The following is a 26117-nucleotide window of genomic DNA, read 5'->3' on the forward strand; positions in this document are numbered from 1 at the left end:
AAAGTCAGAACATCTCGAGCAATATCAATAAAAGAAGAGGCATTTTCCAGAATATCATCTGGAAAACGCCTCTTCTTTTTTGCTACATGATTATAGAACGTATCTGTTCATCCTTGACTCCTACAGGAAAAGAAAGCATGACTTCCGCTTTCGTCAGGGTTAGGTAAGACCCGGCACACCGCATGAAGTGCGTGGTGCCGCGGCTTACCTCCCGCCTGTGGAAAGCAAGGATGACAAAAACGTTCGTAAAACGACTTCAGGACTCATGTCATTCAGATAAAAGCTTTTCATGATACTTCCCGTACCAGACCCGAAACTCGTCGGCTGGAATCGGTCTTGAATAATAGAATCCTTGCGCATACTCACAGTCAAGCACTCGTAAATGATCCGCTTGTTCAAGTTCCTCAATTCCTTCAGCGACGACGTCATACTTCAACGTATGAGCAAGCTTGATGATCGTCTCGATGAGCGGTGCGTTTGAACAGGCATCCGGACCACTGATGAACGAACGATCAATTTTTAGCCGCTGGATCGGTAATCGACTTAAGTACGATAACGAAGAATACCCCGTACCAAAGTCGTCAATCGCAAGACGATATCCCATCTGGTGCAACGTCTGTAACGCATCAAACACGCGTGTGTCTGAAAAGACACCGAATGATTCCGTAATTTCAAGTTCCATCCGTTGTTCAATCCCTGGATGAATCTCTCGGACATCGGTCAGATAATCGACGATCCGACCGGAGACGAGTTCTTTGACGGATAAGTTTGCTGAGACACGTAGTACTCCGAGTTCCGTATCCTTCCACTCTTCGACTTGTCGGACCGTCTCGGCAACGACCCACATCCCGATTTCTTCAATCAACATCGATCGTTCAGCAATCGGAATGAAGATTGCCGGACTAATCATTCCTCGTTCAGGATGGAACCAACGTAAGAGTGCTTCACAGCCATCGACTTGACCTGTTGCGAGATTAATCTGTGGTTGATAGAACAATTGTAGCTCGTTCTTCTCGATCGCTTCTCGTAATTCTGCTTCGAGGGCGACCGATTCAAGATACTCCGCGCTCATCCAGGACTCGAACCAGACCGGTCCCCCCTCTGTCTGTTGTTTCGCATGTTGCATCGCGATATCGACTGAGGATAATAAGGAGGTGACGGCCACCGCATCATCCGGGTAGCGGACCATACTCATACTGATGCTGACATTGACGTATTCTCCGTTGATTTCATAGACATGTTCGATGACTTGCTTTAATTTCTGGTAATCGACGATATCCTGTTGTGCGACCAACACAGCGAATTCATCTCCACCAATCCGCGCCGCTTGTCCGGTTCCGATGAAATGATGTTTGAGGCGATTTGCGAGATCTTTTAGAATCTGATCTCCCGCCCCATGTCCGTAGATGTCATTGATTCGTCGGAATTGCCGAACGCTGATCGTGACGAGTTCTCCCGGTTGAGGTGCTTTTAGGGCATCTGCCATCTTTTGCTCGAAACCATTCCGATTCAACAAGCCCGTCAACATATCGAAGAGTGCGAGTTGTGTGATCCGTTCTTCCCGTCGGAACTGATCCGTCTCATCATGACAGGATAAGTAGAGTGCGACGCCTGTATCATCCTCTTTGTTTGCGACGTGGATGATATTGACGAACATGTTCAAAATCTTTTCATCAAAGAGCATCTTACAACGAATTGTCTGACTCTGCCCTTCCAGCGATCGTCTCAACGCTCGGCGCATTCGGTTCAAATCAGCCGGATGAATCAGTTCTTCAATCGTCCACCCCACTGTCGCGTTCGTTAATTGTCGAAAACGTTCATTTCCGTTCACGATCGTGTAATCCGATGACATCGCAAGGATCGGATCGGTATTTTGGGAAAAGAGCGATTCGATTTCCGCTTTTTTCTGTTTGATTTCTTTCGTCTTCGCGTCATTGTAATCGAGCAACCCGGCGATGATGGCCGTCATCGTCCGAAAGGCTTGGACGACGGGCTGGAAATCATTTCGCGCCGGTACGTGATAACCGGATTGTCGGCGGTCTTCCGCGAAGGTATTCGCCTCTCCCTTCAATAAAGAAAGATCTTGGCGAAACGCGCGTAATAACGATAAGGTCAACATCAACAATCCAAGAATCAAGACACCGGTTGCGCCAAACAGAAGCCAGGCATTACGAATGATTTGATTGCCTCGATCTTGCATTTCTTGCGCAACTTGTTTAAGTTCTTGATCGTATAGACGATACATGCTGGATTCATATTGTTCGGCTTGATTCGCTAACGCAACGTACATCGAATCTTTCGGAGCACGCAATAGATCATCGAGCGTTTGTGTGTAGGCATCCATCTGTTCCCGCATGATTGCAATATCCTGACGTCCCGCATCATTTTGAAGTGGAGTCACGTCATACAAGGATTTGATGAGCGAATCTTGTCGCAAAGGTAAATCAATCCGCATCTGTTGAATCCGTAACTGATCAATGGAACTAGGTTCTTCTTTTTGTCGAGCATTCTTCAAGATTTCAGCGGATTTACCCAGTTGTTCTTCCATTAAAATCAGATTGGAGAACACATTATAATAAGACCCTGTTTCTTTACTCAGCACGAGCTGATTGAAGATGATTTCACTTTTGAAGTTCGTCATCGTCGTGAAAAAACGATGATTCGATTCGTATCCTTGACGTTGCAGTTTTTTGATTTCTGTCAGGACTTCTTCGCGTGTCGAATCGGTCGCTTTCATATCCGGAAGCCGGTCCGTCAATTGTTCAAGCGATCGATTCGCCTGCTCTGAAGCTTGCGTCAAATCGACATCGTCATTCAAAGACGATAGATAGTAGCGTGTCACTTCCTGTTCGGCATGATTAAAAGGTGTCACTTCGGCAATCGTTTTACCCGATGCCTTGAAGCGATACCCCTCATCCAACGTTTTCGTCAAATGCTGACACGCGACGATCAACGCTACCAGACCGATGATCGCAATCATCCATGAGAACGTTTTATAGTAGGAGCGTCTTCGAAAGGCTTCTACGATGAAGACTGGTGATAAACGTCGCAACACATCGTCCTCCCTAAATTGTCATTATGCTTCTATATCGTCGCCTCCTCCCATTTCGTGAAGTCGTTTTGGGTCAATAAAAAGCACTTCTTCCCACATTTCTGTGAAAATCAGTGCTTTTTTTACTAGTTTTATTCATTTTTAATAACTGACGTTCTCCCGCGCTACTTTTTTAGCAAAATAATCGATGATATCACGCCGTCGGATGATGCCGATAAAATGCTTGCCATCATCAATGACGGGCACGAAGTTTTGATCCGTGATGACTTCAATCATCTCTTCCATCTGCGCTGTAATTGAAACCGGTTTATAACGGACACGTTGTTTAATATCAGTTAATCGTGTCTGTAAGACGTGGTCGTAATCGGCATGCTCGAGATTTGCTTCGAGTGCCCACAAGATATCGCCTTCCGTCAGCGTTCCTGCGTATTTCCCTTTATTGTCAACGAGTGGGACCGACGTAAAACGATGATGTTTCATCTTTTCTAGTGCTTGTCTGACCGTTGACTCAGGATCTAAATATTTCACCTCATCTTTAGGTAATAAGAAAAAAGCAATATTCATTTCTGTTCCTCCCTAGCCACTCTGTGACACCCTTTTCATTTTATCATGAACCCCGCGTTGATTCATTTCTCAAATGATGAAAATCTCTACATAATTCCTTCATATTTAGTTATGCCATATCCCGCTATTCCAAGTAGAGAAAAGAACTGATCGTTGAACGATACGATTTTAATTCAAAAGACTCCTTAGTTCCATCTAGTTGATTTTGTAGCGAAGCCTTTTTCCGGAAGACTTCGGTTTTTCTTGGTTCGTTCTCGACTATCCGCGAAAGAGGACATACACTAGAAGCAATCCACTTTATTTCGAAAGGAGTCGTGTCATGAATCGCTTGTCGACATCCGACTTGACGCAAGTCGCAGAGCACCTTTACGGGATGACCGGTTTTTTCGTCACGTATCGAGATCGTCATGGTACTCCGCTTGCACTACGCCCAGAAGCTCCACCTCATCCGGGAACTCTGCCGATTGAGAATGAATGGCCCGTCCTTAAAAAGACTCCTTTACTCTATACCCTGAAAGATGGCACAGCCTACCTCTTTTTGGACGTTCCGGAACAAGGTATGTATCGAATTGGTCCTGTTTTATTACAATCTGCTCTCTTTCGGGCGCATATCCAGGATGAAGCCTATCATCAGTTTTATAAAGTCTTGCCGCGTACGACGGAGAATCGATTGATTGACTGTGCTCATTTGATGTATCGCTTGTTACACGGGGAAGCATTGCCGAAGCGAGAAATCGAACAACTGTCTGATATTCAGGAAGCTGAAATCCCACTCGTTGCGGATGCACCGTCCCATACAGGGGTGACCGCGTACCGAAAAGCATGGCAACGGGAGCAACAAATCATCGACTGGATCGCGACGGGTCAAAGCGAGCGACTCGCAACGACTTATTCGTTACCTGCCTATGGTGAATTCGGCACACTCGCACGGCATCAACCGTTACGCGCAGAAAAGAACCTGTTGCTCGGAACCGTCCTATTGAGCGCACGCGCTGCGATTCGCGGTGGACTAGAACCGGACGAAGCGTTCTCCCTAAGCGACCGGATGATTGAGACAATCGAAGCCGCGACGAGCATTGCCGAACTCCGGAATCGTCATGTCCGGATTACAGTTTCGTTCGCAGAAGCCGTCAAGGAACTCCAAGCGCTGCGGCACTCGCCTCATGTACTCGCTGCGATTCGCTATATTCAACAACACCTGTATGAACCGTTGTCCGTCTCATCAATCAGCCAAGCCATTCATGTCTCGTCCAATTACTTGTCCGTTCTGTTTAAGGATGAGACCGGTCTGCCACTCGCCCGGTATGTCATCCGGGAACGCATTCGGGAAGCAAAGCGTCTCTTACGCTCGTCCGACGACTCGTTGCTGACGATCTCAAATAAGTTGCACTTCTCAAGCCAAAGTCATTTCAGTCAAGCCTTCAAACAGACGACTGGCGAGACACCGACACATTACCGGCAACGAAGTGAATTTTAAGAGAGTCGTGCCTTTTTTTCGTTTTGTGATATCCTATTCAACAGGAACTATTTTCGTGAATCCGTTTTTGACGGATTCTTTCATCAAAAAGGAGAATCAACATGAACTCAATTAGTGTCATCATTCCTGTCTATCAAACTGAATCACAAACGAAGGCAGCCATTCAATCCGTTCTCGACCAGAAGGTGTCGATCCCGGTGGAAATCGTCGTCGTCTTTGACGGACCAAGCACATACATCGATGAGCTCCGTTCTCTCTATCCGACATGTACGATCGTGGAACAGGCGCATCAAGGAACTTACGCAGCACGTCGACGTGGTCTTGAAGTCGCAACAGGTGACTACGTTACTTTCCTCGATAGTGATGATATCCTCGCACCACGTGCACTCTATACGTATATCAAAGCCTATGAGAAATCACGCGGTGAAGTCATCATCGGTAAGGTCTCACCTGTCTACAACAAGAAAAAATGGCTCATGCCGATCGATGATGATCGTTATTTCTTCTATACTCGTACGAAGTTCAATTCGCGTCATTTGACGACGATTCACGGCTGGATGATTAAAAAGGACTTGCTCAATGATCTACCTGTTCTTGAGACACGATGGTTCGCCGATACGATCATCGCCCATACCATCATTTCGAAACTGACGAACCTGACATCGGTCAGTTATGTCGTCTATGGTCGAAACTCACGTAGTACGCCACTTGAAGGACAATCGCTCTACCAAGCGCGTGATATCACGACATTATCCGATATCTCACGGATCTACGGTATGTTATCTGCCCATACGAAGGATAACGACGTTCAAAAATTCTTAAATACGTGGTACAAACGTTTCATCTCAAAACGTGGTCGAGCATTGCTTGAGCGCAGTACATCAAAAAGTCAGCAGACCGACGTCTTCCGTCATGTCGCTTACGACTTGAGACGGGCGAAGACACAAAGCAAGTATCTGCAGGCATGGTCGACGGGTTCGTATATCATGTTCCGTTCATATATCACTGCTGTTAAGACTAAACAGACATTACGGACGGCACGACGTAAAAAAATTAAGAACGGTCTCATGCTCTATCGTCTGTTCCAAAAGATGCCGGTCAAAGAGAACCTTGTCTTATTCGAGAGTTTCCTTGGACGAAGCTACTCCGATAATCCGAAGGCTCTTTATCTGAAATTAAAAGAACAACGCCCTGAACTTGAGCTCGTCTGGATTTTCGCGAATGAGCCTTCAGATGACGTCAAAGAAGCTTGCCCAAACTGGGTGCTCAAAAACAGCTTCGCGTATTACCAAGCGATGGCACGTGCGAAGTACTGGATCTTCAATACACGTCAACCGCTCAGCTTAACGAAACGCGAAGAAACGATCTACCTTCAAACGTGGCACGGCACACCATTAAAACGACTAGGTCTCGACATGGAAGAAGTCCACATGGCAGGAACGAACGCGACACGCTACAAACGAAACTTCTACAATCAAGCACAGGAATGGAACTACTTGATTTCTCCGAATGCCTATTCGAGCGAAATCTTCAAGAGTGCGTTCGGCTTCCAAAACACGATGCTTGAGACGGGTTATCCACGAAACGATCTCTTGTATGCGGACGATCAAGCTGGTCTCATCAGCGAAATCAAAGCACGTCTTGATATCCCAGCTGATAAGAAAGTCGTCTTGTACGCACCAACATGGCGAGATGACGAGTTCATCGCGCGCGGAAAATACCGCTTCGATCTCCAACTTGACTTGAACGAGATGCAGGCCCGGCTCGGTGACGATTATGTCGTCTTGCTCCGGATGCATTACTTGATTGCGCAAAATATGGATATTAGTGGACACGAAGGCTTCGCCTACGACGTCTCTTCGTATGGCGATATCGCAGAGTTGTACTTGATCAGTGACGTCTTGATCACTGACTACTCGTCTGTCTTCTTCGATTACGCCCACTTACAACGTCCAATGATCTTCTTTACGTACGACTTGGAGAAATATGCGTCGACGTTACGTGGATTCTATTTCGATTTCGAAGAAGTCGTTCCAGGACCACTATTGAAAGAGACGGACCAAGTCATCGATTATATCGAACAGATCGATACGAAATCCGTCGCTTACCAAGAAAAATACGATCGCTTCCTCGAGCGATTCTGCAGTCTTGACGATGGTACGGCAAGTGAACGTGTTCTTGCTGAGTTGTTCCCGAATGCAAGCTCAGCAGATGCTGAAGATGCTGAATAAGGCGACACAATGAAAAAGGAGAAAGATGCGCTTTTGCGCTCTTTCTCCTTTTTTCATATCATCGTCTACGATACGGTGCAATCCGCTCTTCAAATTCAGGATGAACGAAACTAGGACGTAACGATAAGACGACCTCACCGAGGAGATGTTCTACCACGTCGTCCCATCGTTCGACGATCTCAGAAGAGGTCTTCGCAGATACATCCCCCTCTTCGAGCAATGCTGTCTCATCCGTCGTTCTCATGAAGACCCACGTATCATCAGATCGTTTGCGCCCCATCAGGGTGATACGTCCACCTTCCATCCGGTATAGAAGGATTCGCTCCCATTGACGCTTCCGACTCGGTACCATGACTTCACGATGTCGCGCGATGATTTGCTCTTTGATCGTTTCCCGGCTAGCAACGAGATTCGGACAAAGATGATAAAAATCATCTGTTCGTGGATGCTTGATACCAAAGTGCGGAATACCCGACGCTTCAAGACGCTTCACCCATTCTTCTTTCGCTTGTCGCAGATGTGTCCAGCGAACAAGATGACTTCGGACGCCCCATCCTGTAATCACGAAAGGATGTCGACGCAATTCTTCGACTGACGCAAACAACGTCTGCTTTTCAAAAGAGGTTTCCTGACAGAGTTCTTCGAAACGATTGATCGATGTGACATCATTGCCATGTTGCATCGGGAATAGATTGTATAGATGGAAGCGTCCCGATAAGGCTTGTCCTTCGTAGATACCTTCTACGATCCGGATGATTTGTCGCATCGTCTCATCCAATCGACCAATTTGACCCGTCGCTTGCCCTACCGTATCAAGTTGCTGACGTAATGTAGGATCCACCGTCGCAGAACCTGGATTCAACATCAGGCACGCACCGAGAGACGTCTCACTCTCACCCCACTGGATATATGTATGATAGCGATACAATACGTCTTGCTCTAGCCGGAATGTCGCATACACTTGAACATCGTTAGTCGTCATCATGAACCCTCCTATACTTTTATATACAACTTGATTATTTTACCATATAGAGGTTCTTATTTACTTTCGTTTATACATCAGGTCAATCAAAAAATGCCTCCTTCCTTAACGGAAAGAGGCATTTAAACAATTTAGTTACGGACGAACAAGGCAACGCTCTCAACGTGTGTCGTATGTGGGAACATATCGACCGGCGTCACTTCGACGAGTGTATAACCGAGCTCTGTCAACAACTTCGCGTCACGTGCTTGAGTCGACGCGTTACATGAGACGTAGACGATCCGCTTCGGTGCAACATCCGCAGCAGCACGCAAGAATTCTTCGTCACAGCCTTTACGTGGTGGATCGACGACGATGACGTCCGGTTGAATACCGGCTTTAACGAGATCCGGCATGACCTTCTCAGCTGCACCATACTCGAATGTCACGTTCTCAATCCCGTTCGCTTGTGCGTTCCGGCGTGCATCATCGATTGCTTGCGGTACGATTTCGATGCCGTAGACGTGCTTCGCTTGTTTAGCGAGTGACAAGGAAATCGAACCGATACCACAGTAAGCATCGACGACAGTCTCATCGCCTGTCAACTGAGCGTACTCGAGCGCTTTCGCGTAGAGTTTCTCTGTTTGCAGCGGGTTGACTTGGAAGAACGAATGCGGTGAGATCTCATACGTCAATCCAGCGATTTGATCGCGAATGACGGACGGTCCGTACAAGACGACGTTCTTTTTCCCGAGAATGACGTTCGTATCATCCGGGTTGATGTTGTGCTGGATCGACGTGACATTTGGTAACGCCTTTAAGATCCCTTCAACGATCTTATCGATGCCGCGTAATTGTTTGACCTTCGTGACGAGAACGACCATCAACTCGTTCGTGTGGTACCCATGACGTGCCATGATATGACGAATGACACCTGCTTTTTTCTTCTCGTCGTACGCTGGGACTTTCAAATCAGCGAGAACTTTACGCACCGCTTGGACAGCTTCGTCGTTTTCTTTGTTTTGAATCAAGCAGTAGTCCATATCGATGATCCGATGACTTCGTTTTTGATAGAAGCCAGCCATCAATTTGTTCGATTGGAAGGCGACCGGTACTTGTGCTTTGTTGCGGTAACCCCAAGGATCTTCCATCCCGATCGTCTCGTGAACGGGGATTTCAAGACCTGCTAGGCGCGCGAAAGCGTCACGGACACGGTTGTGCTTGAACTTGAGTTCTGCATCGTATGATAAGTGTTGCAATTGGCAACCACCACACTGGTTGTAAACTGGACAAGGCGGCTCGACACGATCGACACTCTTCGTCTTTTGACGGATGATGCGACCGAATCCGTAAGACTTCGTCGTTTTCGTGATCTTGATCTTGACCTGTTCCGTCGGCAATGCGCCCGGGATGAAGACCGTATAGCCATCGATGCGCGCGACCCCTGACCCTTCATGTGTCAGGTCGACGATCTCGACGACGTGTTCATCGTTCTTTTGTACTGGAATCATGAATATCCTCCTTAAAAACCTCGCTTCACGCGAGGTTCGTTTCTGCTTCTTGTAGTTGTGTATTGATTTGTTCCATCTCTTCGATCCGGAACTTTGGTGTCATGACTTCGAAATGAGAGCGAAGATTCGTCATCTCGCCTTCGCAAATGCCGCCAAACTCACCATCGATGTTCAAACTCATCTCTGATGTATTCTTCATGCGGACGAATGAGGTCGTGACATGCTCGATGCAAGGGTCCGAGAAATGATCCCCTTTTAAGGCAAGGCGCATGACACGAATCAATTCGACGAGATTACATTTCTTCAGAATGAAGAGATCGAACCGACCGTCATTGAGTGACGCGTTCGGTGACAGCTTTTCGAATCCACCGACGGAGTTCGTGTTCGATGTCAAGAACAGCATGACTTCTCCTTTGAATATACCCTTTTCATGCTCCAGTTCGACATATGTCGGTCGGATTTGCGGAAGTTTCTCCATCCCTTTGACGTAGTACGCGAGCTGTCCGAGTGCCGTCTTCAGCTTCGAAGGCACCTCGTACGACAGTTCTGTCATGATGCCACCACCAGCGATGTTGATGAAGTAATGGACGCCTGCCGATCCTTCAATCTTACCGATATCGACCGGCATCGTATGTCCTGTGCAAATGACATCCATCGCCCCTTCGATCGTCAATGGAATACGCATCGCCCGACCAAAGTCATTCGTCGTTCCAACAGGTAGAACACCAAGCTTCGGACGTTTATTGTAGGCAGCCATTCCGCTGATCACTTCGTTCAACGTACCATCGCCGCCTGCTGCGACGACGAGATCAAATTCTGCTTCGCATGCTCGTGCTGCTTCATACGTCGCATCGCCGACCGCTTTCGTCGAGTAGACAGATGTCTCATAACCCGCTGCTTCGAGTCGGTCGAGGATATACGGTAAATTTCGTTTAACCATCTCTTTCCCGGAAGTCGGGTTATAAATCACGCGCGCTCTAGGTCTCATAAGATTTTCTCCTTTTTGACTCAACCGTTCATTTGATACATAACTGTTTTATTTTACATGAACTCTCGAGACATTACAAAGCCAAAAAAGACAGCGTCCGTTTCCTCGCAGAAGTAAAGGAGGAACGGACGCTGTTCGATCAGCTACTTATTTTAATTTTTCAAGCTCTTCATAGAAGAGTTGATCCAGGAGGGCAGGGTTCGCCATTCCTTTTGTTTTCTTCATGATTTGACCAATGACGAAGCCTTTCTTCCGGTCACGTCCACCGAGTAATTCTTCGACGACTGCCGGGTTCGCTTCGAACATCTCGACGATCAGACCACGTAGCAATCCTTCGTCTGAAATTTGTGCAAGACCGTTTGCTTCGACGTATGCACGTGGCTCGACACCTTCTTCGATGACGGCCGTGAAGACTTGTTTGGCGATTTTCGAAGAAATCGTGCCGCTTGCGATCAAGTCGATCATCTCTGCCAGACGAGCAGGTGTCATCTTGACTGTTTCGAACGTTTCCGTCGATTTATTCAAGTGACCTTGGATCTCACCGATCGTCCAGTTGGCTGCTGCTTTCGGCTCTGCGCCTGCTGCCAGTGTCGCTTCGAAGTACTCTGCCATCTCACGTGTGACCGTCAGTTGTTTCGCATCATACGCTGAAAGACCAAGTTCTTCTTGGTAACGAACGCGACGGGCATCTGGAAGTTCCGGAATACCGGCACGGATCGCTTCTTTCCAATCGTGATCCAGCACGAGCTTGACGAGGTCAGGCTCTGGGAAGTAACGGTAATCCGACGCCCCTTCTTTGACACGCATGAGGACGGTTTGTTTTTTCGTCTCATCGAAACGGAGTGTTTCTTGACGCATCACACCACCCGCAAGCAATAGTTTACGGTGACGATCTTCTTCGAACTCAAGACCTTTTAAGACGTTTCCGAATGAGTTCAAGTTTTTAAGTTCTGTTTTCGTACCGAACTTCTCTTGTCCGTATGGGCGAACGGAGATGTTACAGTCACAACGAAGTGATCCTTCTTCCATCTTGACGTCCGAGACGCCTGCATATTGCAAGACTTCCTTGAGACGTTCGAGGTAGGCGACCGCATCTTTCGGTGAACGCATGTCCGCTTCACTGACGATTTCGATGAGCGGTGCACCTGTCCGATTGAAGTCGACGACTGAGTGATTCGCACCCGTGTGGTTCATCTTACCAGCATCTTCTTCCAGATGGACACGTTCGATTCGGAAACGTTTCGTTTCGCCATCGACTTCCGCATCAATGTAGCCATCGAAGCCGATTGGTTGATCGAACTGTGAGATTTGATACGCTTTTGGCGTATCTGGATAGAAGTAGTTCTTCCGGTCGAATTTCGTTTGATCGGCCACTTGGCAGTTGAGTGCCATTGCTGCACGCACAGCGAGCTCAACGGCTTTTTCGTTGATTTTCGGCAAGACGCCCGGATGTCCAAGACAAATCGGACACGTTTTCGTGTTCGTCTCCGCGCCGTATTCCCGCGCACAACCACAGAACATCTTCGTGTTCGTGCTTAGCTCGGCGTGGACTTCGATCCCGATGATCGTTTCAAAGTTCATGATACATTCGCTCCTTATAACTTCGGAAGCGCGAATCCACCTGTCGCAAGCTCAAACGCATGCGCAGCGCGATAGATCGTCGCCTCATCGAAATGTTTTCCAATGATTTGTAAGCCGACCGGAAGACCGTCGACGAATCCAGCTGGAACCGAGATGGCTGGGACACCTGCCAAGTTGATTGGAATCGTCAGGATGTCATTCGCATACATCGTGACCGGATCATCGAGCTGTGCACCGAGTTCGAATGCTGGTGTCGGTGCCGTTGGTCCGATGATGACGTCATAGTTCGCGAGGACATCGTCGAAATCCTTTTTGATCAACGTTCGAGCTTGTTGTGCTTTTTTATAGTAGGCATCGTAGTAACCTGAGCTGAGCGCATACGTTCCGAGCATGATACGACGTTTGACTTCGTCTCCGAATCCTTGTGAGCGGGAATACTTGAAGACATCTTCAAGTGCATCTGCTTCCGCACGAACTCCGTAACGAATACCGTCAAAGCGCGCAAGGTTCGATGATGCTTCTGATGAAGCAAGTAAGTAGTACGTCGCAAGCGCATATTTCGAGTTCGGGAGTGACACTTCATCGACCGTCGCACCGAGTGCTTCGAGTTTTTGGATTGCTTCACGAATGTTGGTTTTGACACCTTCACTGACACCCTCACCGAAGTATTCTTTCGGAACAGCAATCTTCAGACCTTTGATATCACCTGTCAACGCTTGTGTGTAATCCGTTGCTGCGACGTTCGCAGACGTCGAATCCATCTCACAGTGTCCTGCAATCGCACTCAAGAGATATGCGTTGTCTTCGACTGTTCGTGTCAACGGACCGATTTGGTCAAGCGACGACGCGAACGCCACGAGACCGAAGCGTGAGACGAGACCGTATGTCGGTTTCAACCCGACGACACCACAATAGGCAGCCGGTTGACGAATCGAACCACCTGTATCCGAACCAAGGCTGAACAAGACTTCTCCTGCTGCGACAGCTGCTGCTGAACCACCCGAAGAACCACCTGGAACGTGTTTCGTATTCCATGGGTTGCGAACCGGTTTGTACGCTGAGTTCTCGTTTGAAGAACCCATCGCGAACTCATCCATGTTCAATTTCCCGATCGTGATCGCCCCTGCTTCATGCAGACGCTCGACGACCGTCGCGTCATGCGCTGGTACGAAGTTCTCGAGGAATTTCGAACCACATGTCGTCGTCATCCCTTTCGTGACGATGTTATCCTTGACGCCGATTGGAAGACCAAACAATGGATTCGCTTCGTGTTTCGCGACATCATCCATTCGTTTTGCTTGCTCGAATGCTTCTTCGTTCAACGAAAGAAACGCACCGATTTTTCCATCGACGCGGTCGATTTGATCAAAGGATTCTTGGACGAGTTCAGAAACTTTGACTTCGCCATCCTGAATGAGTGTGTGTAGTGTTTTGACACCATGTTCAAAAAGTGACATCGGGTCATTTCCTCCTTATTCGAACACCGCTGGGACGCGGACTTGTCCGTCTTCCCAATCGGGTGCGAGTCGTTCTACTTCCGTACGAGGAAGTGATGGACGTACTTCGTCCTTACGTAGGACGTTCTTTAAATCGAGGACATGAGTCGTCGGTTCGACGCCTGTCGTATCGAGTTCATTTAATTGTTCAGCGAACCCAAGAATCTTCTCGAGTTGTCCTGTGAATTGTGCTACTTCTTCATCTGTCACGGCAAGGCGTGCCAAATGCGCCACGTGGCGGACTTGCTCCTCATTAATCTTTGCCATGTCATTCCACCTCCGGAACTTTTGCGATATATTTTACACTATTTCTAATCATAGCACTTTTCGTCCAGACAAAAAAGACGATGGTGCATCGGGGGGAGGTCCGCACCATCGTCCTATAGGGGTAGCAAAGCTTCCGGGCGGAAAGCTTCTAGTTATGAAATACCCGCTTTAAATCAGACGAAACAAAAATACTGAATATTCATACTAAGACATCGACGAGCAGATAGATATTGAAGACGATGACGATCGAGACGATGATCCAGGCCAATGCGTTCATGAACCGACTGTTCCGATGTTCCCCCATGTACCGTTCACTCGCTGTCGCCCGAATCAAGGGAATGAGCGCGAACGGAATCCCGAACGATAAGGCGACCTGACTGAGTACAAGTGCCCGTGTCGGATCAAAACCGGAGAACAGTAACAAAATCGCCGGCAACATCGTCACGGTCCGTCGAACGAACAATGGCAGTTGAAGATGAAGAAAGCCGCGCATGATCGCGTCCCCTGACATCGTCCCGACGCTTGAAGAAGCGAGACCCGAGACGAGTAAAGCAATCGCAAACAGATACGGTGCGATACCACCAAGCGTGACATGAAGCCCCTCATAGATCGCTTCAAGCGAACCCGCTTGATACGTCGTGCCGTAAAACACACTGGCGGCGATAACGAGCATCGCTCCGTTGACCGCTCCAGCAATCAACATCGCTCCCCAGATGTCGAAACGCTGGATGCGTAACATCGACAATTTATTCGCAACGTGCCCCATCCGTCGTTTCGTTAAATCGGAATGGAGATAGATCGCATGCGGCATGACGGTCGCTCCGAGCATCCCGGCAGCGAGGACGATGCTCGACGTACCTTCGAATCCAGGTAACAACCCTGCCGATAGATCACGAAAGACCGGATGGACTTCAAATACTTCAATCGCAAAAGCAGCGGCGATGATTAAAACAAGAACGGCAATGACGGCTTCGAAATGTCGAAGCCCTTTTTGCTCGAAGCCGAGGATGACAAACGACAAGACTGCCGTCAACAGCGCCGCCATCCGTAAATCGATCGCGAACAGTAAATGAAATCCGAGTGCCGCGCCGACGAACTCCGCGAGATCGGTTGCCATCGCTACAAGTTCCGCTTGGACCCAGTAGAAGAAGCGAGTGACCGGCGATAACTCTTCCCGGATTACTTCCGCTAAACTGAGATTGCTGACGATTCCAAGCTTGGCTGACAGGAACTGAATGACGACCGCCATTAAGTTCGAGGCAACGATGACCCAGAGCAACAAGTACCCATACTGGGCACCTGCCGTCATGTTCGTCGCAAAGTTTCCCGGATCGAGATACGCGACGGCAGCAACGAACGCCGGTCCGATATATGTCCGTTTTTTCGGTAAATCTTGTGTAAGTGGCTGTGTCGCCATCTCGTTCACCTCACTTTTTGTTTTCATTATACGCTCATTTTGCGCAAGTGCAACAAATATGTTTATGGTAAATAATAACGTATGAAGTAAACAAAAAAAGAGTGTCTCCTGTAATCAGGAAACACCCCTTTTGGTTAATTAGACGATCTTCCGCTCAGGTTCTGCACCTTTTAGCTGCGCTTGCACTTGATCGAATTCATCATAGATCGCTTGACTCGGTTCCTTCGTCACGAGACTACCGATGACGAGCGCAACAGTCGAAGCGAAGAAGGCTGGAATCATCTCGTACATCTCAGAAATGTAGAATGGCAACCCTTCGACATTTTGTTTGATGAGAATCCAGGCGATGACGACGACAGATCCCGTAATCATCGAAGCAAGTGCTCCTGTCTTGTTCATCCGGCGCCAAAGCAAGCTGAACAGAACGACTGGTCCGAACGCGGCACCGAAACCAGCCCACGCATAACCAACGAGAGTCAAGATCGACTTCTGTGCACCGAACGATAAGAGAATCGCTAGAGCAGCGACGACAAGGACCATCACGCGCCCCATGACCATCAATTCACGATCAGAAGCATCACGCTTGAAGAAACGTTGATAGAAATCATTCGTTGCCGCACTCGAAGAGACGAGTAGCTGTGTCGAAATCGTCGACATGATGGCAGCAAGTAAGGCTGCAAGCAACAGTCCCGTAATGAACCCTGGGAAGAGATCTCGTGATAATTGAATGAAGACATTCTCTGGTTCTCCTAAAGGACTATTTTGTTGCGTGAAGTAGGCATATCCGATCAAACCTGTCACCATCGCTCCAACGATCGAGAACGTCATCCAGATCATCCCGACGCGACGTGCTGACTTCATCTCGTGTAAGTTCCGAATCGCCATGAAACGAACGATGATATGCGGCTGACCAAAGTAGCCGAGTCCCCAAGCGAGTAGCGAGACGATTCCAATGACCGTCGTACCTTTGAATAACTCGAGCTTTGAACCGTCCGTCGACCGAATCGTTTCGAGCGTCTCGTTGATCCCACCGCTTAAAGCGAGGGCAACGCCTGGTACGATCAGCAACGCGATGACCATGATCATCCCTTGGACGACGTCCGTCCAACTGACAGCAAGGAAACCACCGAGGAAGACGTATGCGATGACGACGCCCGCTAGAATCCAAAGACCCGTCGTGTACTCGAGGCCAAAGACAGCTTCGAACAAACGACCACCCGCGACAAAACCACTTGATGCGTACATTATAAAGAATATTAAGATAACTCCAGCTGAAACAGTACGCAAGACGCCACTTTTATCGTGGAATCGTTTTTCAAAGTAATCGGGAATCGTGATTGCATCCCCTGCATGTGCCGTATACGCACGCAGACGCGGCGCGACGAGTAACCAGTTGGCATAAGCGCCAAGTAATAAACCAACGACAATCCATCCACTGGACAGACCAGTTGCATACATTGCACCCGGTAATCCCATCAACAGCCAGCCACTCATGTCACTTGCTCCAGCAGAGAGCGCCGTGACGACGGGACCAATCGTACGTCCCCCAAGCATGTAGTCATTCATGTTCTTCGTCCGATAATACGCAATGACGCCTAGTGCGACCATCAGTCCGAGATACAGCAAAATCGCGAACCACATTCCGTTCATCCTTGCTCCCCCTTTTTTCGTGATATAAGAAAAACGGGCATGCAGGTCGCACACCCGTTTCATCTATTAAACACCATTTCAGAACATTTCTGAAGTTGTTTTTGCTTGAAGATGTAAAGTCAAGTAATCCGGTCCGCCCGCTTTCGAATCCGTTCCAGACATGTTGAATCCACCGAATGGTTGGTAGCCAACGATTGCGCCTGTGCAACCACGGTTGAAGTAGAGGTTACCGACGTGGAAGTTCGCACGCGCGTACTCTTGATTCGTCCGGTCTTGCGTGATGACAGCACCTGTCAATCCGTATTCCGTGTTGTTCGCGATGTCGATTGCTTCTTTGAAATCTTTCGCTTTCGTGAAGGCAACGACTGGTCCGAAGATCTCTTCTTGCATCAAACGATCCGTTGGTTGAACGTCCGCGACGACTGTCGGTGAGACGAAGAATCCTGTTGAATCATCTGCCGTACCACCTGCGACGATACGTCCTTCTTCTTTTGCGACGTCGAAGTACGACGTGATTTTCTTGAATGCTGCTGCGTCGATGACTGGTCCGACGTTGTTTGAGACATCTGTTGGGTTACCGATGCTCAGTTTGTTCGTGTTCGCGACGACTTTTTCGAGCAACTCGTCATAGACAGAGTCGAGTGCGACGACACGTGAACAAGCTGAACATTTTTGACCCGAGAATCCGAATGCCGCTTTCGTGATCATGTCCGCTGCGTAATCGAGGTCAGCCGACTCATCGATGACCATCGTATCTTTTCCGCCCATTTCCGCGATGACGCGTTTGAGCCAGATTTGACCTTCGTTTAGTTTCGATGCCCGCTCGTTGATGCGAAGACCAACATCACGTGATCCCGTGAAGCTGATGAAACGTGTTTTCGGGTGATCGACGAGGTAGTCACCAACTTCTGCTCCTGAACCTGGTACGAAGTTCAAGACACCAACCGGAAGACCAGCCTGCTCCATTACTTCGACGAATTTCGCTGCGACGACCGGTGTCGTCGATGCGGGTTTCAAGAGGATCGGGTTCCCTGCCACGATTGCTGCGACAGCTGTTCCAGCCATGATCGCGAGTGGGAAGTTCCATGGTGAGATGATGACACCAACACCGAGTGGGATGTAATCGTAACGATTGTATTCGCCTGGACGACTCTCGACTTTTTTACCGTCTTTTAAGACGAGCATCTGACGTGCATAGTATTCGAGGAAGTCGATTGCTTCTGCTGTATCGGCATCGGCTTCGTTCCAAGGCTTCCCTGCTTCTTTGACGAGGTAGGCAGAGAACTCATGCTTCCGCTTGCGGATGATGTTCGCTGCTTTGAATAGGACGTCCGCACGTACAGACGGATTGACGAATTTCCATGTTTCGAAAGCTGTGACTGCTGCTTGCATCGCTTCTTCTGCATGTTCCTGTGTCGCTTTCGAGACACGTCCGACGATCTCTTCTTTGTTAGCCGGATTGACGGAGACGATTTTATCTTCCGTCGTCACATGTTTCCCACCGATGACGAGCGGATAATCTTTGCCGAGTTCTTGCGTAACGAGTGCAAGTGCCTCTTCGAACGCTTTCTTGTTTGCTTCTTGTGAGAAGTCCGTGAATGGTTCGTGTTTGTACGGAATCATCTCTATTCCCCCTTTAATCTCTACTTTAAATCGCTTACATTCTCCATTGTACAGAAGCATGAGTCCGCTTACAATTATTCTAGTCAAAAAAATAGAAGAGCGACCGATTTGGTCGCTCCTCCGTTCTCGATTATTCCTTCGCTTGTGAAAAGACGATCTCTTCGTGCTCAATTGAGACTTTGACGTCTTGCCCTTGGAATAGCCAATCATCTTGATCCGAGACGACGAAGTGGATGCCGTCGACGACTTCTTCGACCGCTGCCCGTTCGACTTCTTCCATATGAACACCAACCGAGAAACCTTGTGTTAAATCCGTTGAGCCACCATATTTTGCGAAGAAGCGAATCGTATCGCCTGATTTTGCTTCCATCTCATCTTTAAAGTATTGCAATGCCTCATCTGTAATATGAATTTTCATATCTATCACTCCCCTTTCATTTAGTGTACCGATATCCTACTCAAAAAAGCGAATTTCCTGTATGGTAGAGACAAGATTAGCTATGAAAGCACCATGAAACATTCATCTTAGGAGGAATTCGAATGAAACGATCGCTCGTAGTGCTGCTTGCGACCAGTCTCGTACTCGTCGGTTGCGGAAACGATTCCCCGTCTTCTACAGATACCAAATCCCCGAAGACGACGGAAACGAAACAACAGAAGGCTGAACAAGCCGTTCTTGACGTCTATCAAACATACGAAAAAACGCTCGGTCAATCCGGACGAGCAGATGCGAAGGATCTCGCATCGATTGAATATACGGGTGACGAAAAACAACTTGAACCGCTTGCCGTTGGTGCGAAAAACTTGAATGTCGTTCCCGGTAAGGTCGTCAAGTCGTTCCAAAAGGGCGACGTCGCCTATATCATCCACGAATTCAAGGATGCAAAAGGATCGATTCTCCCGAACCGAGGATCGAAACTGTTATTGAAGAAAGACGACGAGTGGAAAATCGTCCTGACACCGACGACATTCGATCCGTCCGTTTTCTCGACACTTGGTGACATGTTCACTGGATTTAACGCTGATGAGTATGGTGTCAATGCCAAGGCGGCTGATGAGATTGGAAAAACCGATGAAAAAGAGCAAGATGCCGTCTTTTCTCGCGTCAATGCGCAAACCGATTATATGGCGCTCGAGATGAACAGTAACATTCTGATGATTTACGGTGAGGCGCTGAAGAACGAAGGAAACCCTGAGACGCTCGTTGATTACTATCAAGACTATGCAGACTGGTATGAAGAAGAACAGCCACTCCTCATGAAGACGGCGAAAGCTGGGACGGATTATGAGAAGTACTTGATCGCACTCGATCCATTAAAAGAAAGTCTTCAAAAGAAGCTTGAGAAATATGCGGATCAATTAAACATGGAATTAGGATAAGGAGGAATTTTTCATGCAAGCACCTACATTCACCCTTCCGAATGCACAAGGAGAATCAATTTCCCTCGAGGATTATCGTGGAAAAAAAGTCGTACTCTATTTCTATCCGAAGGATTCAACGCCTGGTTGTACGACCGAGGCATGTGATTTCCGTGATGCGACGCATGCGTTCGAGGAGAACAACACCGTCATTCTCGGTGTCTCCGCTGATAGCCAAAAACGGCATCAGAACTTTATCGCGAAATACGAATTACCGTTTCAATTGTTATCAGATGTCGAACACGAAGTGTGTGAGCAATATGGTGTCTGGCAACTGAAAAAGAACTATGGTAAGGAATATTATGGAATCGTTCGTTCAACTTTCTTAATCGATGAATCTGGTGAAATCGTCAAAGAATGGCGCAGTGTGAAAGTAAAAGATCATGTCGCAGAAGCACTTCAGTACGTCCAAGAGCAGAAATAAGTTCAAGAACCAGTTGTTTCGTACAACTGGTTCTTTTTGTATTAAAAACTTCTAAAAACTCCTAATTTTATCCTTACATAAAAATAAATTCGTAAGAAAAACGTTGGTATCACACATAAATTTAATGATTTTGAAATAATCTGAAAATATTCTATTGATTTTTCTGAATATTGTATTTATTATTGATAACAAGTTGATCCGGTGCTTTCCACAGCTTAAGAATAAAAGGCGATGACCCCTCTTATTTTTAGTCGGACACCGGATCGCTATCCTATCGGTTCTTATCGTTTCACCAGATATATCTATTTCTTTTGGGAGGGATTTACTTTATGAAGAAGAAAAAGGCACTTGCACTCGTCGGAGCACTGACAATCGCTGGATCAAGTCTTGCGGCATGTTCGACGACAGATGAAGGTTCAAAAGAAGGCGGTTCGACGTCAGGAGAGAAAGCCTCAGACAAGCAAGTCTTGAATTTGATCAACGGTTCGGATATCCCGGCACTTAGCCCAACCGTCGCAACGGACTCAGTATCGTTCACAGTCTTGAACAACGTTCAAGAAGGACTGTTCCGCCTTGACGACAAACAAGAAGCAACACCGGGTGTCGCAGAAAGTGTTGACATTTCAGAAGATAAACTTACATACACATTTAAACTTCGTGATTCGAAATGGTCGGACGGCAGTGATGTCACCGCTAAAGATTTCGAATACGCATGGAAACGCGTCCTTGATCCGAAGAGTGGTTCGCAGTATGCATACATCATGTACCTCATCGAGGGTGCAGAAGCATACAACACAGGTAAAGGGAAAGCAGAAGATGTCGCAGTCAAAGCGGTCGATGACAAGACACTTGAAGTCAAGTTGACACAACCGGCTGAATACTTCAAATCGTTGACTGGTTTCGGTTCATTCATGCCATTGAAACAAGAATTCGTCGAAAAACAAGGCAAGAACTTCGCATCGAATGCAGATACTTTCCTTTACAACGGTCCGTTCGTCCTCTCGGATTGGAAGACCGATGTCGGCTGGAGTTACAAAAAGAACAATGAGTATTGGGATAAAGATAACGTCAAACTTGAAGAAATCAACACGAAAATCGTTAAAGAAGTCTCTACAGGTGTCAACTTGTATGAAAAAGGCGATGTTGATTTAGCTGGCTTAACGAGTGAATTTGTCGATCAATATAAAGATGATGACGATTTCATAACTCGTCTCGATGCGAACATGTTCTACGTCCAAATGAACTTCAAGAATGAACTCTTGAAGAACAAGGATATCCGTAAAGCGATCGACTCTGGGTACGATAAAGAGCAGATGGCAAAAGTTCTCTTGAACAACGGTTCGATCCCTGCTTACTACTATGTACCAAAAGACTTCGCAAAAGGTCCAGACGGTAAAGACTTCCGTGATGGAAACGAAGGCTTCGGTTCATTCGATGCTTCTGCTGCAAAAGCATCATTCGAAAAAGGACTTAAAGAAGTTGGTAAGAAATCATTCAAACTTGAGCTACTCTCATATGATGATGACAACTCGAAGAAAATCTCAGAGTACCTCAAAGGCGAGTGGGAGAAAAACCTTCCAGGTCTTGAAGTCACGATCAAACAACAACCGTTCAAGAATAAGCTAGAGCTTGAATCGAAAGGTGAGTTCGAACTGTCATTCGCAGGATGGGGACCTGACTATCAGGATCCGATGACATTCCTCGATATGTGGGTAACTGGTGGACCATACAACCGCGGTAAATACACAAGCGATAAGTATGATTCACTCATCAAATCAGCTCAAAAAGAGACTGACGCAGCAAAACGTTGGCAGTCCCTCAAAGATGCTGAAAAAGTACTCCTTGAAGACGATCAAGCGATCTCCGTCATGTACCAAAAAGGTGTTTCTTCTCTTCGTAAACCATACGTCAAAGGAATCGTTAACCACAAAGTTGGTGCCGATACTTCGTACAAATGGGCTTACATCGAAGGAAAATAAGTTATATCAAAAGACCAGATTCGCTGACGAGCGTGTCTGGTCTTTTTTTCCATCTGAGCCGTTTGTCCTATTTTTCTGAATAGAATTAAAATTTCGTGTCATTCTGTTTTCATTTCCATGACTTCCATTTATACTAAGCAAAGAATCCGATTCACTTTATTTACAATATTTTGCGGGAATTATTCATAATTAATGGAAATGTACCGATATATCTAATACAGAGGACTTTTGCCTCAATACTACATCGAACTAGGAAGGAGGACTCACTCATGAAGCAACGTGTACTTACGAGTCAACAGAGTTATACAGAAGAGCAACTTGAGATGATTGAAGCCATCCGTGCGGTCGGTGAACTCATCCAGGACCGTCCACGCCGTACTGTCTATCGCCGTTATGCTTTAGTCAATGACTGGCCTCAACCAGAAAACATCATTCGTCAATTCGGATCATGGCCGGAAGCTTTGTCTGCTGCTGGATACGAGTGGAATGTCGATCAACAGCCGGAGGAGCTCGAGCGGGCACCGAAATATACGAAAGACGAAATCTTAAAGTCATTCGAACGGTACGCACAAGACGTCGGCTCTACGATCACACTTAAGAAGTACCAGATGTGGCGTAAATCTGTCCATCATGCACCGAGTCACTATCACATCGTCAAGATGTTCGGTTCGTGGCACGATGCGTGTACCGCTGCAGGACTTGAAGCAAGCGTCACTTATTCGAAAGCTGAACTTGCTGCTTCTCTGCGCCAAGCCATCGAGGAAGTCGGCTTTGCCCTCTCTTTTGAAGCGTACCGGGAATGGGCGAAACGAAACAACAAACCATCGACGAAAGCCTTACTTCATCGCTATGGTTCTTGGTCAGCCGCGATCCATGCGATTGAAAACGAGATTCGTCTCAGCAAACAACAAGCACAATGAACTTATTCTTTTTCGATCCTTCTCGTTCATCCGAACTGGAAGGATTTTTTACATCAAAAAAGAAGATAGCGTCTCTGCTACCTTCTTCTACTTGATTTAAATGACCTTCTCTTTCCACTCCTGATACGATGCGACACGGTCGCGTCCTTGGAACTTCGCTCCAACGTACATCGCACGGTCGGCATTTCGAATCAAACTCGCGAGATCTCCGAGTTCCTTTAATGTATCGATGCCGATGCTTGCCGTGATTCGGAGCGTATGCCCTTCGACTAAGATCGGATTCGCATGCAACGTCTCGCGGATTCGTTCTGCGACGATTTGGGCTGAATCAAGATCCGTATTCGGTAGTAAGATGACGAACTCCTCCCCCCCGTAACGGGCGACAAGATCCGTGATGCGTGTTGCTTGCATCAGTAACTTCGCCACTTCAAATAAGACGACGTCTCCGACTTCATGACCATACGTATCATTGATTTGTTTGAAGTGATCTAAGTCGATCATTAAGGCTGAGAACGGATAAAGATCGCGTTGTTTAATACGACGATCGCCCCACTCTTGCAAGGCACGATAGTTCGGTAGTTTCGTCATCGCATCCGTCCGGCTGTCGGTCAACAAGCGCTCTCGCTCGTGTGCCCGTTCCACCGCCCACGACAGAACACGTAGGGCACGATATAGCTCGTAACCGAAATCCTGCGTGAACTCACCACTTGCGTTCGAGGCAAGGAGCAACGAGCAGTTGATCGTCTCCGTCGCTTCCGGTTGAATAAAAAGGACCGACTGTGTCTCTTCCGGCAAGCTATCGTAAAGACGAATATCCCACTCCTGTTGCATCCCGTAAAGAAGGACTTCTTCTTTCTCGATGATATCTTCAATGATTCGTCCTTCGACATGATCGGCTTTTAACTTTCTTCCGTCCTTCAACGAATAGTAGACACTCTGCTTTCCTTCTTTGAAATCAAACTTAATCCAAGCGATATCCGGTTTGACGAATTGATTGAGCTGTCGTAAATACCGCTCAATGATGAACTGGGCATCACCATCTTTCCAAGCCGCCTCTTTCAATCGCTCGATCTGCTCCCAATGTTCAATCCGATCTGTCGCTTCAACGGAACTTCCCAGTGCACGCTTGATGATGAATAAGGCAAACGCCGCCATTACGAGTCCGCTATTCCCGTTTCCTTGAACGACGAGTGTACTGAAGATTCCGTATAACAATTCTGCCGTGATGACGACCGCTTCGAAACGTAGCAGCTGGAACATGACGTCATTTGGGATGTTTTCTCCAAGAAGAAATCGGGATAACTGATATTGCAATAAGAGGACAATCCAGAGGATCGCGACCATCGCCAGTAACGGTACGATGTTTTCTGTCAGCACGAATGCTTCGCCATGTGTCCCGCCGAGTGCATTATAGGCAAGACCTGCTGGAACGATTAAAAACAATTCGAGTGCGACGTTGAAGGGATAGTTATGTAACATCCGCCGACGTCCGATTGGTGTATGAATCGTTCGCAACTGATAGATGAGCATCGTCAATTGCCCGACACAAATCGCTGATAGTAATCCATACGTCAAAAATGTAAAGAGGACGAATCCAAAATGGAAAGTAAAACTCATATGACGACGACGGACAGGATCGACGACGAAAATCGTCGATAAGGCGGCAATCAATAAGAACGTAAACAAATCGACGCTGAGACTATAATCTCTCGACTTCGCAAAAAGATCGATGCCTATGACGATTACGAAAAAAACGACCCAGCTTCGAAGGAGATATTGTTGAAAACGACGCACAAAACATTCCCCTTCCTTTAAATTATGTAGTTGTATATTACTGGAAATCGATATGTCTATTATTCTACTTTTCGAGCAAAAAGTCGAACTTCGATGGTTTCCTTTGATACAATTGACGCGAGGTGATTTTTTCATGACAAATACATTCACGCAACACGCATTTGATACATTTCAGATTGATGGACTAGAACCACGGATGGAAGCGATTCGCGAACGCATCCAGCCGGTCTTTCGAGACATCGGTCAGGAAGTCGCACCTGACTTAACGGTCGCAACAGCAGAAGATGTCCATGTTCATATCGCGCAACACGCTCGCCGGAAGGTCAACCCTCCGAAGGATACATGGATGGCATTCTCCCCCGATAAACGTGGATACAAAAAACATCCGCATTTCCAAGTCGGTCTGTTTGATGATCATCTGTTCATTTGGCTCGCCTACATCTATGAGTTGCCGAATAAACAACAATACGCATCGAAACTGTTACAGCATACAGAACTGCTGACATCCCTTCCGGATGATTTCGTCGTCTCATATGATCATATGAAAAAAGACGCCGTCTCCGTTCATGAGACGGATATCGAAAAAGGATTACAACGTTTCCACGACGTCAAAAAGGCAGAATTCCTTGTTGGTCGCCACATTCCGGCAGAACAAGTGCATCACCTGTCACGCGAAGAATTACTGGAAATGATTCGAAATACCTATTCGTATCTCGTACCACTCTATAAAACGATTAAATAAAAAGGATGGCCGAATCGGTCA

At 47.3% G+C, this 26117-nt stretch carries 20 protein-coding genes; 7 read left to right on the forward strand and 13 right to left on the reverse strand.

The features are described 5' to 3' along the window. Positions 1–268 precede the first annotated feature (268 nt). Positions 269–3055, reverse strand: a complete 2787-nt coding sequence (locus K7G97_RS13700) for a putative bifunctional diguanylate cyclase/phosphodiesterase (protein WP_223040803.1) — start codon at positions 3053–3055, stop codon at positions 269–271. Positions 3056–3193: 138 nt separating this feature from the next. Beyond that, on the reverse strand, positions 3194–3616 hold the full coding sequence (locus K7G97_RS13705; RefSeq protein ID WP_195864475.1) for a CBS domain-containing protein: 423 nt from the start codon (positions 3614–3616) through the stop codon (positions 3194–3196). A gap of 319 nt (positions 3617–3935) precedes the next feature. Between K7G97_RS13705 and K7G97_RS13710 the strand changes: the two genes are divergently transcribed. Beyond that, positions 3936–5093, forward strand: a complete 1158-nt coding sequence (locus tag K7G97_RS13710; RefSeq protein ID WP_195864474.1) for a helix-turn-helix domain-containing protein — start codon at positions 3936–3938, stop codon at positions 5091–5093. Positions 5094–5194: 101 nt separating this feature from the next. Further along, the gene (locus K7G97_RS13715; protein WP_082874146.1) at positions 5195–7324 is read left to right on the forward strand and encodes a bifunctional glycosyltransferase/CDP-glycerol:glycerophosphate glycerophosphotransferase; all 2130 of its coding nucleotides are present in this window, start codon (positions 5195–5197) and stop codon (positions 7322–7324) included. Positions 7325–7382: 58 nt separating this feature from the next. On the opposite strand, the gene K7G97_RS13720 is transcribed toward K7G97_RS13715, so the two are convergent. The 10 genes from K7G97_RS13720 to K7G97_RS13765 all read right to left on the reverse strand — a co-directional run bounded on the left by K7G97_RS13720 (position 7383) and on the right by K7G97_RS13765 (position 19236). Beyond that, a complete protein-coding gene (locus K7G97_RS13720; protein ID WP_223040804.1) occupies positions 7383–8309 on the reverse strand; it encodes a hypothetical protein in 927 nt (308 codons plus the stop codon). A 128-nt stretch (positions 8310–8437) separates the two neighbouring features. After that, complete coding sequence (gene rlmD, locus K7G97_RS13725; RefSeq protein ID WP_035396153.1) at positions 8438–9796, reverse strand: 23S rRNA (uracil(1939)-C(5))-methyltransferase RlmD; 1359 nt, start codon at positions 9794–9796, stop codon at positions 8438–8440. Between the two features lie 25 nt (positions 9797–9821). Further along, positions 9822–10784 carry a diacylglycerol kinase gene (locus tag K7G97_RS13730; RefSeq protein WP_029342573.1) on the reverse strand — a complete coding sequence of 321 codons (963 nt, stop codon included), beginning with the start codon at positions 10782–10784 and terminating at the stop codon, positions 9822–9824. A 147-nt stretch (positions 10785–10931) separates the two neighbouring features. Beyond that, positions 10932–12365 (reverse strand): Asp-tRNA(Asn)/Glu-tRNA(Gln) amidotransferase subunit GatB, encoded by a 1434-nt coding sequence (gene gatB / locus K7G97_RS13735; RefSeq protein WP_035396151.1) that lies wholly within the window; start codon positions 12363–12365, stop codon positions 10932–10934. A gap of 14 nt (positions 12366–12379) precedes the next feature. Next, positions 12380–13822 carry an Asp-tRNA(Asn)/Glu-tRNA(Gln) amidotransferase subunit GatA gene (gene gatA, locus K7G97_RS13740; RefSeq protein ID WP_195864470.1) on the reverse strand — a complete coding sequence of 481 codons (1443 nt, stop codon included), beginning with the start codon at positions 13820–13822 and terminating at the stop codon, positions 12380–12382. Positions 13823–13837: 15 nt separating this feature from the next. Further along, on the reverse strand, positions 13838–14128 hold the full coding sequence (gatC, locus tag K7G97_RS13745; RefSeq protein ID WP_023469336.1) for an Asp-tRNA(Asn)/Glu-tRNA(Gln) amidotransferase subunit GatC: 291 nt from the start codon (positions 14126–14128) through the stop codon (positions 13838–13840). A gap of 199 nt (positions 14129–14327) precedes the next feature. Further along, positions 14328–15572, reverse strand: a complete 1245-nt coding sequence (locus tag K7G97_RS13750; RefSeq protein ID WP_223040805.1) for an Nramp family divalent metal transporter — start codon at positions 15570–15572, stop codon at positions 14328–14330. 111 nt (positions 15573–15683) lie between these two features. Next, positions 15684–17195 (reverse strand): sodium/proline symporter PutP, encoded by a 1512-nt coding sequence (gene putP, locus K7G97_RS13755; protein ID WP_316499541.1) that lies wholly within the window; start codon positions 17193–17195, stop codon positions 15684–15686. 78 nt (positions 17196–17273) lie between these two features. Then, positions 17274–18818, reverse strand: a complete 1545-nt coding sequence (pruA, locus tag K7G97_RS13760) for an L-glutamate gamma-semialdehyde dehydrogenase (protein ID WP_223040806.1) — start codon at positions 18816–18818, stop codon at positions 17274–17276. A 130-nt stretch (positions 18819–18948) separates the two neighbouring features. After that, positions 18949–19236 carry a HesB/YadR/YfhF family protein gene (locus K7G97_RS13765; protein ID WP_023469340.1) on the reverse strand — a complete coding sequence of 96 codons (288 nt, stop codon included), beginning with the start codon at positions 19234–19236 and terminating at the stop codon, positions 18949–18951. Between the two features lie 122 nt (positions 19237–19358). Here K7G97_RS13765 and K7G97_RS13770 point away from each other — a divergent pair, with 122 nt between their 5' ends. The 4 genes from K7G97_RS13770 (at position 19359) to K7G97_RS13785 (ending at position 23560) form a co-directional block, all read left to right on the forward strand. After that, complete coding sequence (locus K7G97_RS13770; RefSeq protein ID WP_087681395.1) at positions 19359–20198, forward strand: hypothetical protein; 840 nt, start codon at positions 19359–19361, stop codon at positions 20196–20198. 13 nt (positions 20199–20211) lie between these two features. Continuing rightward, entirely contained in the window at positions 20212–20661 is a 450-nt protein-coding gene (gene bcp / locus K7G97_RS13775) for a thioredoxin-dependent thiol peroxidase (RefSeq protein WP_223040807.1), read from the forward strand. A gap of 329 nt (positions 20662–20990) precedes the next feature. Continuing rightward, positions 20991–22640 (forward strand): peptide ABC transporter substrate-binding protein, encoded by a 1650-nt coding sequence (locus tag K7G97_RS13780; protein WP_223040808.1) that lies wholly within the window; start codon positions 20991–20993, stop codon positions 22638–22640. A gap of 269 nt (positions 22641–22909) precedes the next feature. Then, complete coding sequence (locus K7G97_RS13785; RefSeq protein ID WP_047393045.1) at positions 22910–23560, forward strand: homing endonuclease associated repeat-containing protein; 651 nt, start codon at positions 22910–22912, stop codon at positions 23558–23560. Between the two features lie 96 nt (positions 23561–23656). Here the strand turns inward: K7G97_RS13785 and K7G97_RS13790 are convergent, their stop codons facing one another. Then, complete coding sequence (locus tag K7G97_RS13790; protein WP_058703796.1) at positions 23657–25354, reverse strand: GGDEF domain-containing protein; 1698 nt, start codon at positions 25352–25354, stop codon at positions 23657–23659. A 133-nt stretch (positions 25355–25487) separates the two neighbouring features. Between K7G97_RS13790 and K7G97_RS13795 the strand changes: the two genes are divergently transcribed. Beyond that, on the forward strand, positions 25488–26096 hold the full coding sequence (locus K7G97_RS13795; RefSeq protein ID WP_223040809.1) for a YktB family protein: 609 nt from the start codon (positions 25488–25490) through the stop codon (positions 26094–26096). Positions 26097–26117: the final 21 nt, after the last annotated feature.

Source organism: Exiguobacterium acetylicum (assembly GCF_019890935.1).
GTDB lineage: Bacteria > Bacillota > Bacilli > Exiguobacteriales > Exiguobacteriaceae > Exiguobacterium_A > Exiguobacterium_A abrahamii.

Coding starts and splice junctions, on each gene's coding strand:
- pruA (WP_223040806.1), bottom strand. CDS start 18,818: ATGATTCCGTACAAACACGAACCATTCACGGACTTCTCACAAGAAGCA.
- K7G97_RS13715 (WP_082874146.1), top strand. CDS start 5,195: ATGAACTCAATTAGTGTCATCATTCCTGTCTATCAAACTGAATCACAA.
- K7G97_RS13705 (WP_195864475.1), bottom strand. CDS start 3,616: ATGAATATTGCTTTTTTCTTATTACCTAAAGATGAGGTGAAATATTTA.
- K7G97_RS13720 (WP_223040804.1), bottom strand. CDS start 8,309: ATGATGACGACTAACGATGTTCAAGTGTATGCGACATTCCGGCTAGAG.
- K7G97_RS13730 (WP_029342573.1), bottom strand. CDS start 10,784: ATGAGACCTAGAGCGCGCGTGATTTATAACCCGACTTCCGGGAAAGAG.
- gatB (WP_035396151.1), bottom strand. CDS start 12,365: ATGAACTTTGAAACGATCATCGGGATCGAAGTCCACGCCGAGCTAAGC.
- rlmD (WP_035396153.1), bottom strand. CDS start 9,796: ATGATTCCAGTACAAAAGAACGATGAACACGTCGTCGAGATCGTCGAC.
- gatA (WP_195864470.1), bottom strand. CDS start 13,822: ATGTCACTTTTTGAACATGGTGTCAAAACACTACACACACTCATTCAG.
- gatC (WP_023469336.1), bottom strand. CDS start 14,128: ATGGCAAAGATTAATGAGGAGCAAGTCCGCCACGTGGCGCATTTGGCA.
- K7G97_RS13780 (WP_223040808.1), top strand. CDS start 20,991: ATGAAGAAGAAAAAGGCACTTGCACTCGTCGGAGCACTGACAATCGCT.
- K7G97_RS13710 (WP_195864474.1), top strand. CDS start 3,936: ATGAATCGCTTGTCGACATCCGACTTGACGCAAGTCGCAGAGCACCTT.
- K7G97_RS13795 (WP_223040809.1), top strand. CDS start 25,488: ATGACAAATACATTCACGCAACACGCATTTGATACATTTCAGATTGAT.
- putP (WP_316499541.1), bottom strand. CDS start 17,195: ATGAACGGAATGTGGTTCGCGATTTTGCTGTATCTCGGACTGATGGTC.
- K7G97_RS13750 (WP_223040805.1), bottom strand. CDS start 15,572: ATGAAAACAAAAAGTGAGGTGAACGAGATGGCGACACAGCCACTTACA.
- K7G97_RS13770 (WP_087681395.1), top strand. CDS start 19,359: ATGAAACGATCGCTCGTAGTGCTGCTTGCGACCAGTCTCGTACTCGTC.
- K7G97_RS13765 (WP_023469340.1), bottom strand. CDS start 19,236: ATGAAAATTCATATTACAGATGAGGCATTGCAATACTTTAAAGATGAG.
- K7G97_RS13785 (WP_047393045.1), top strand. CDS start 22,910: ATGAAGCAACGTGTACTTACGAGTCAACAGAGTTATACAGAAGAGCAA.
- bcp (WP_223040807.1), top strand. CDS start 20,212: ATGCAAGCACCTACATTCACCCTTCCGAATGCACAAGGAGAATCAATT.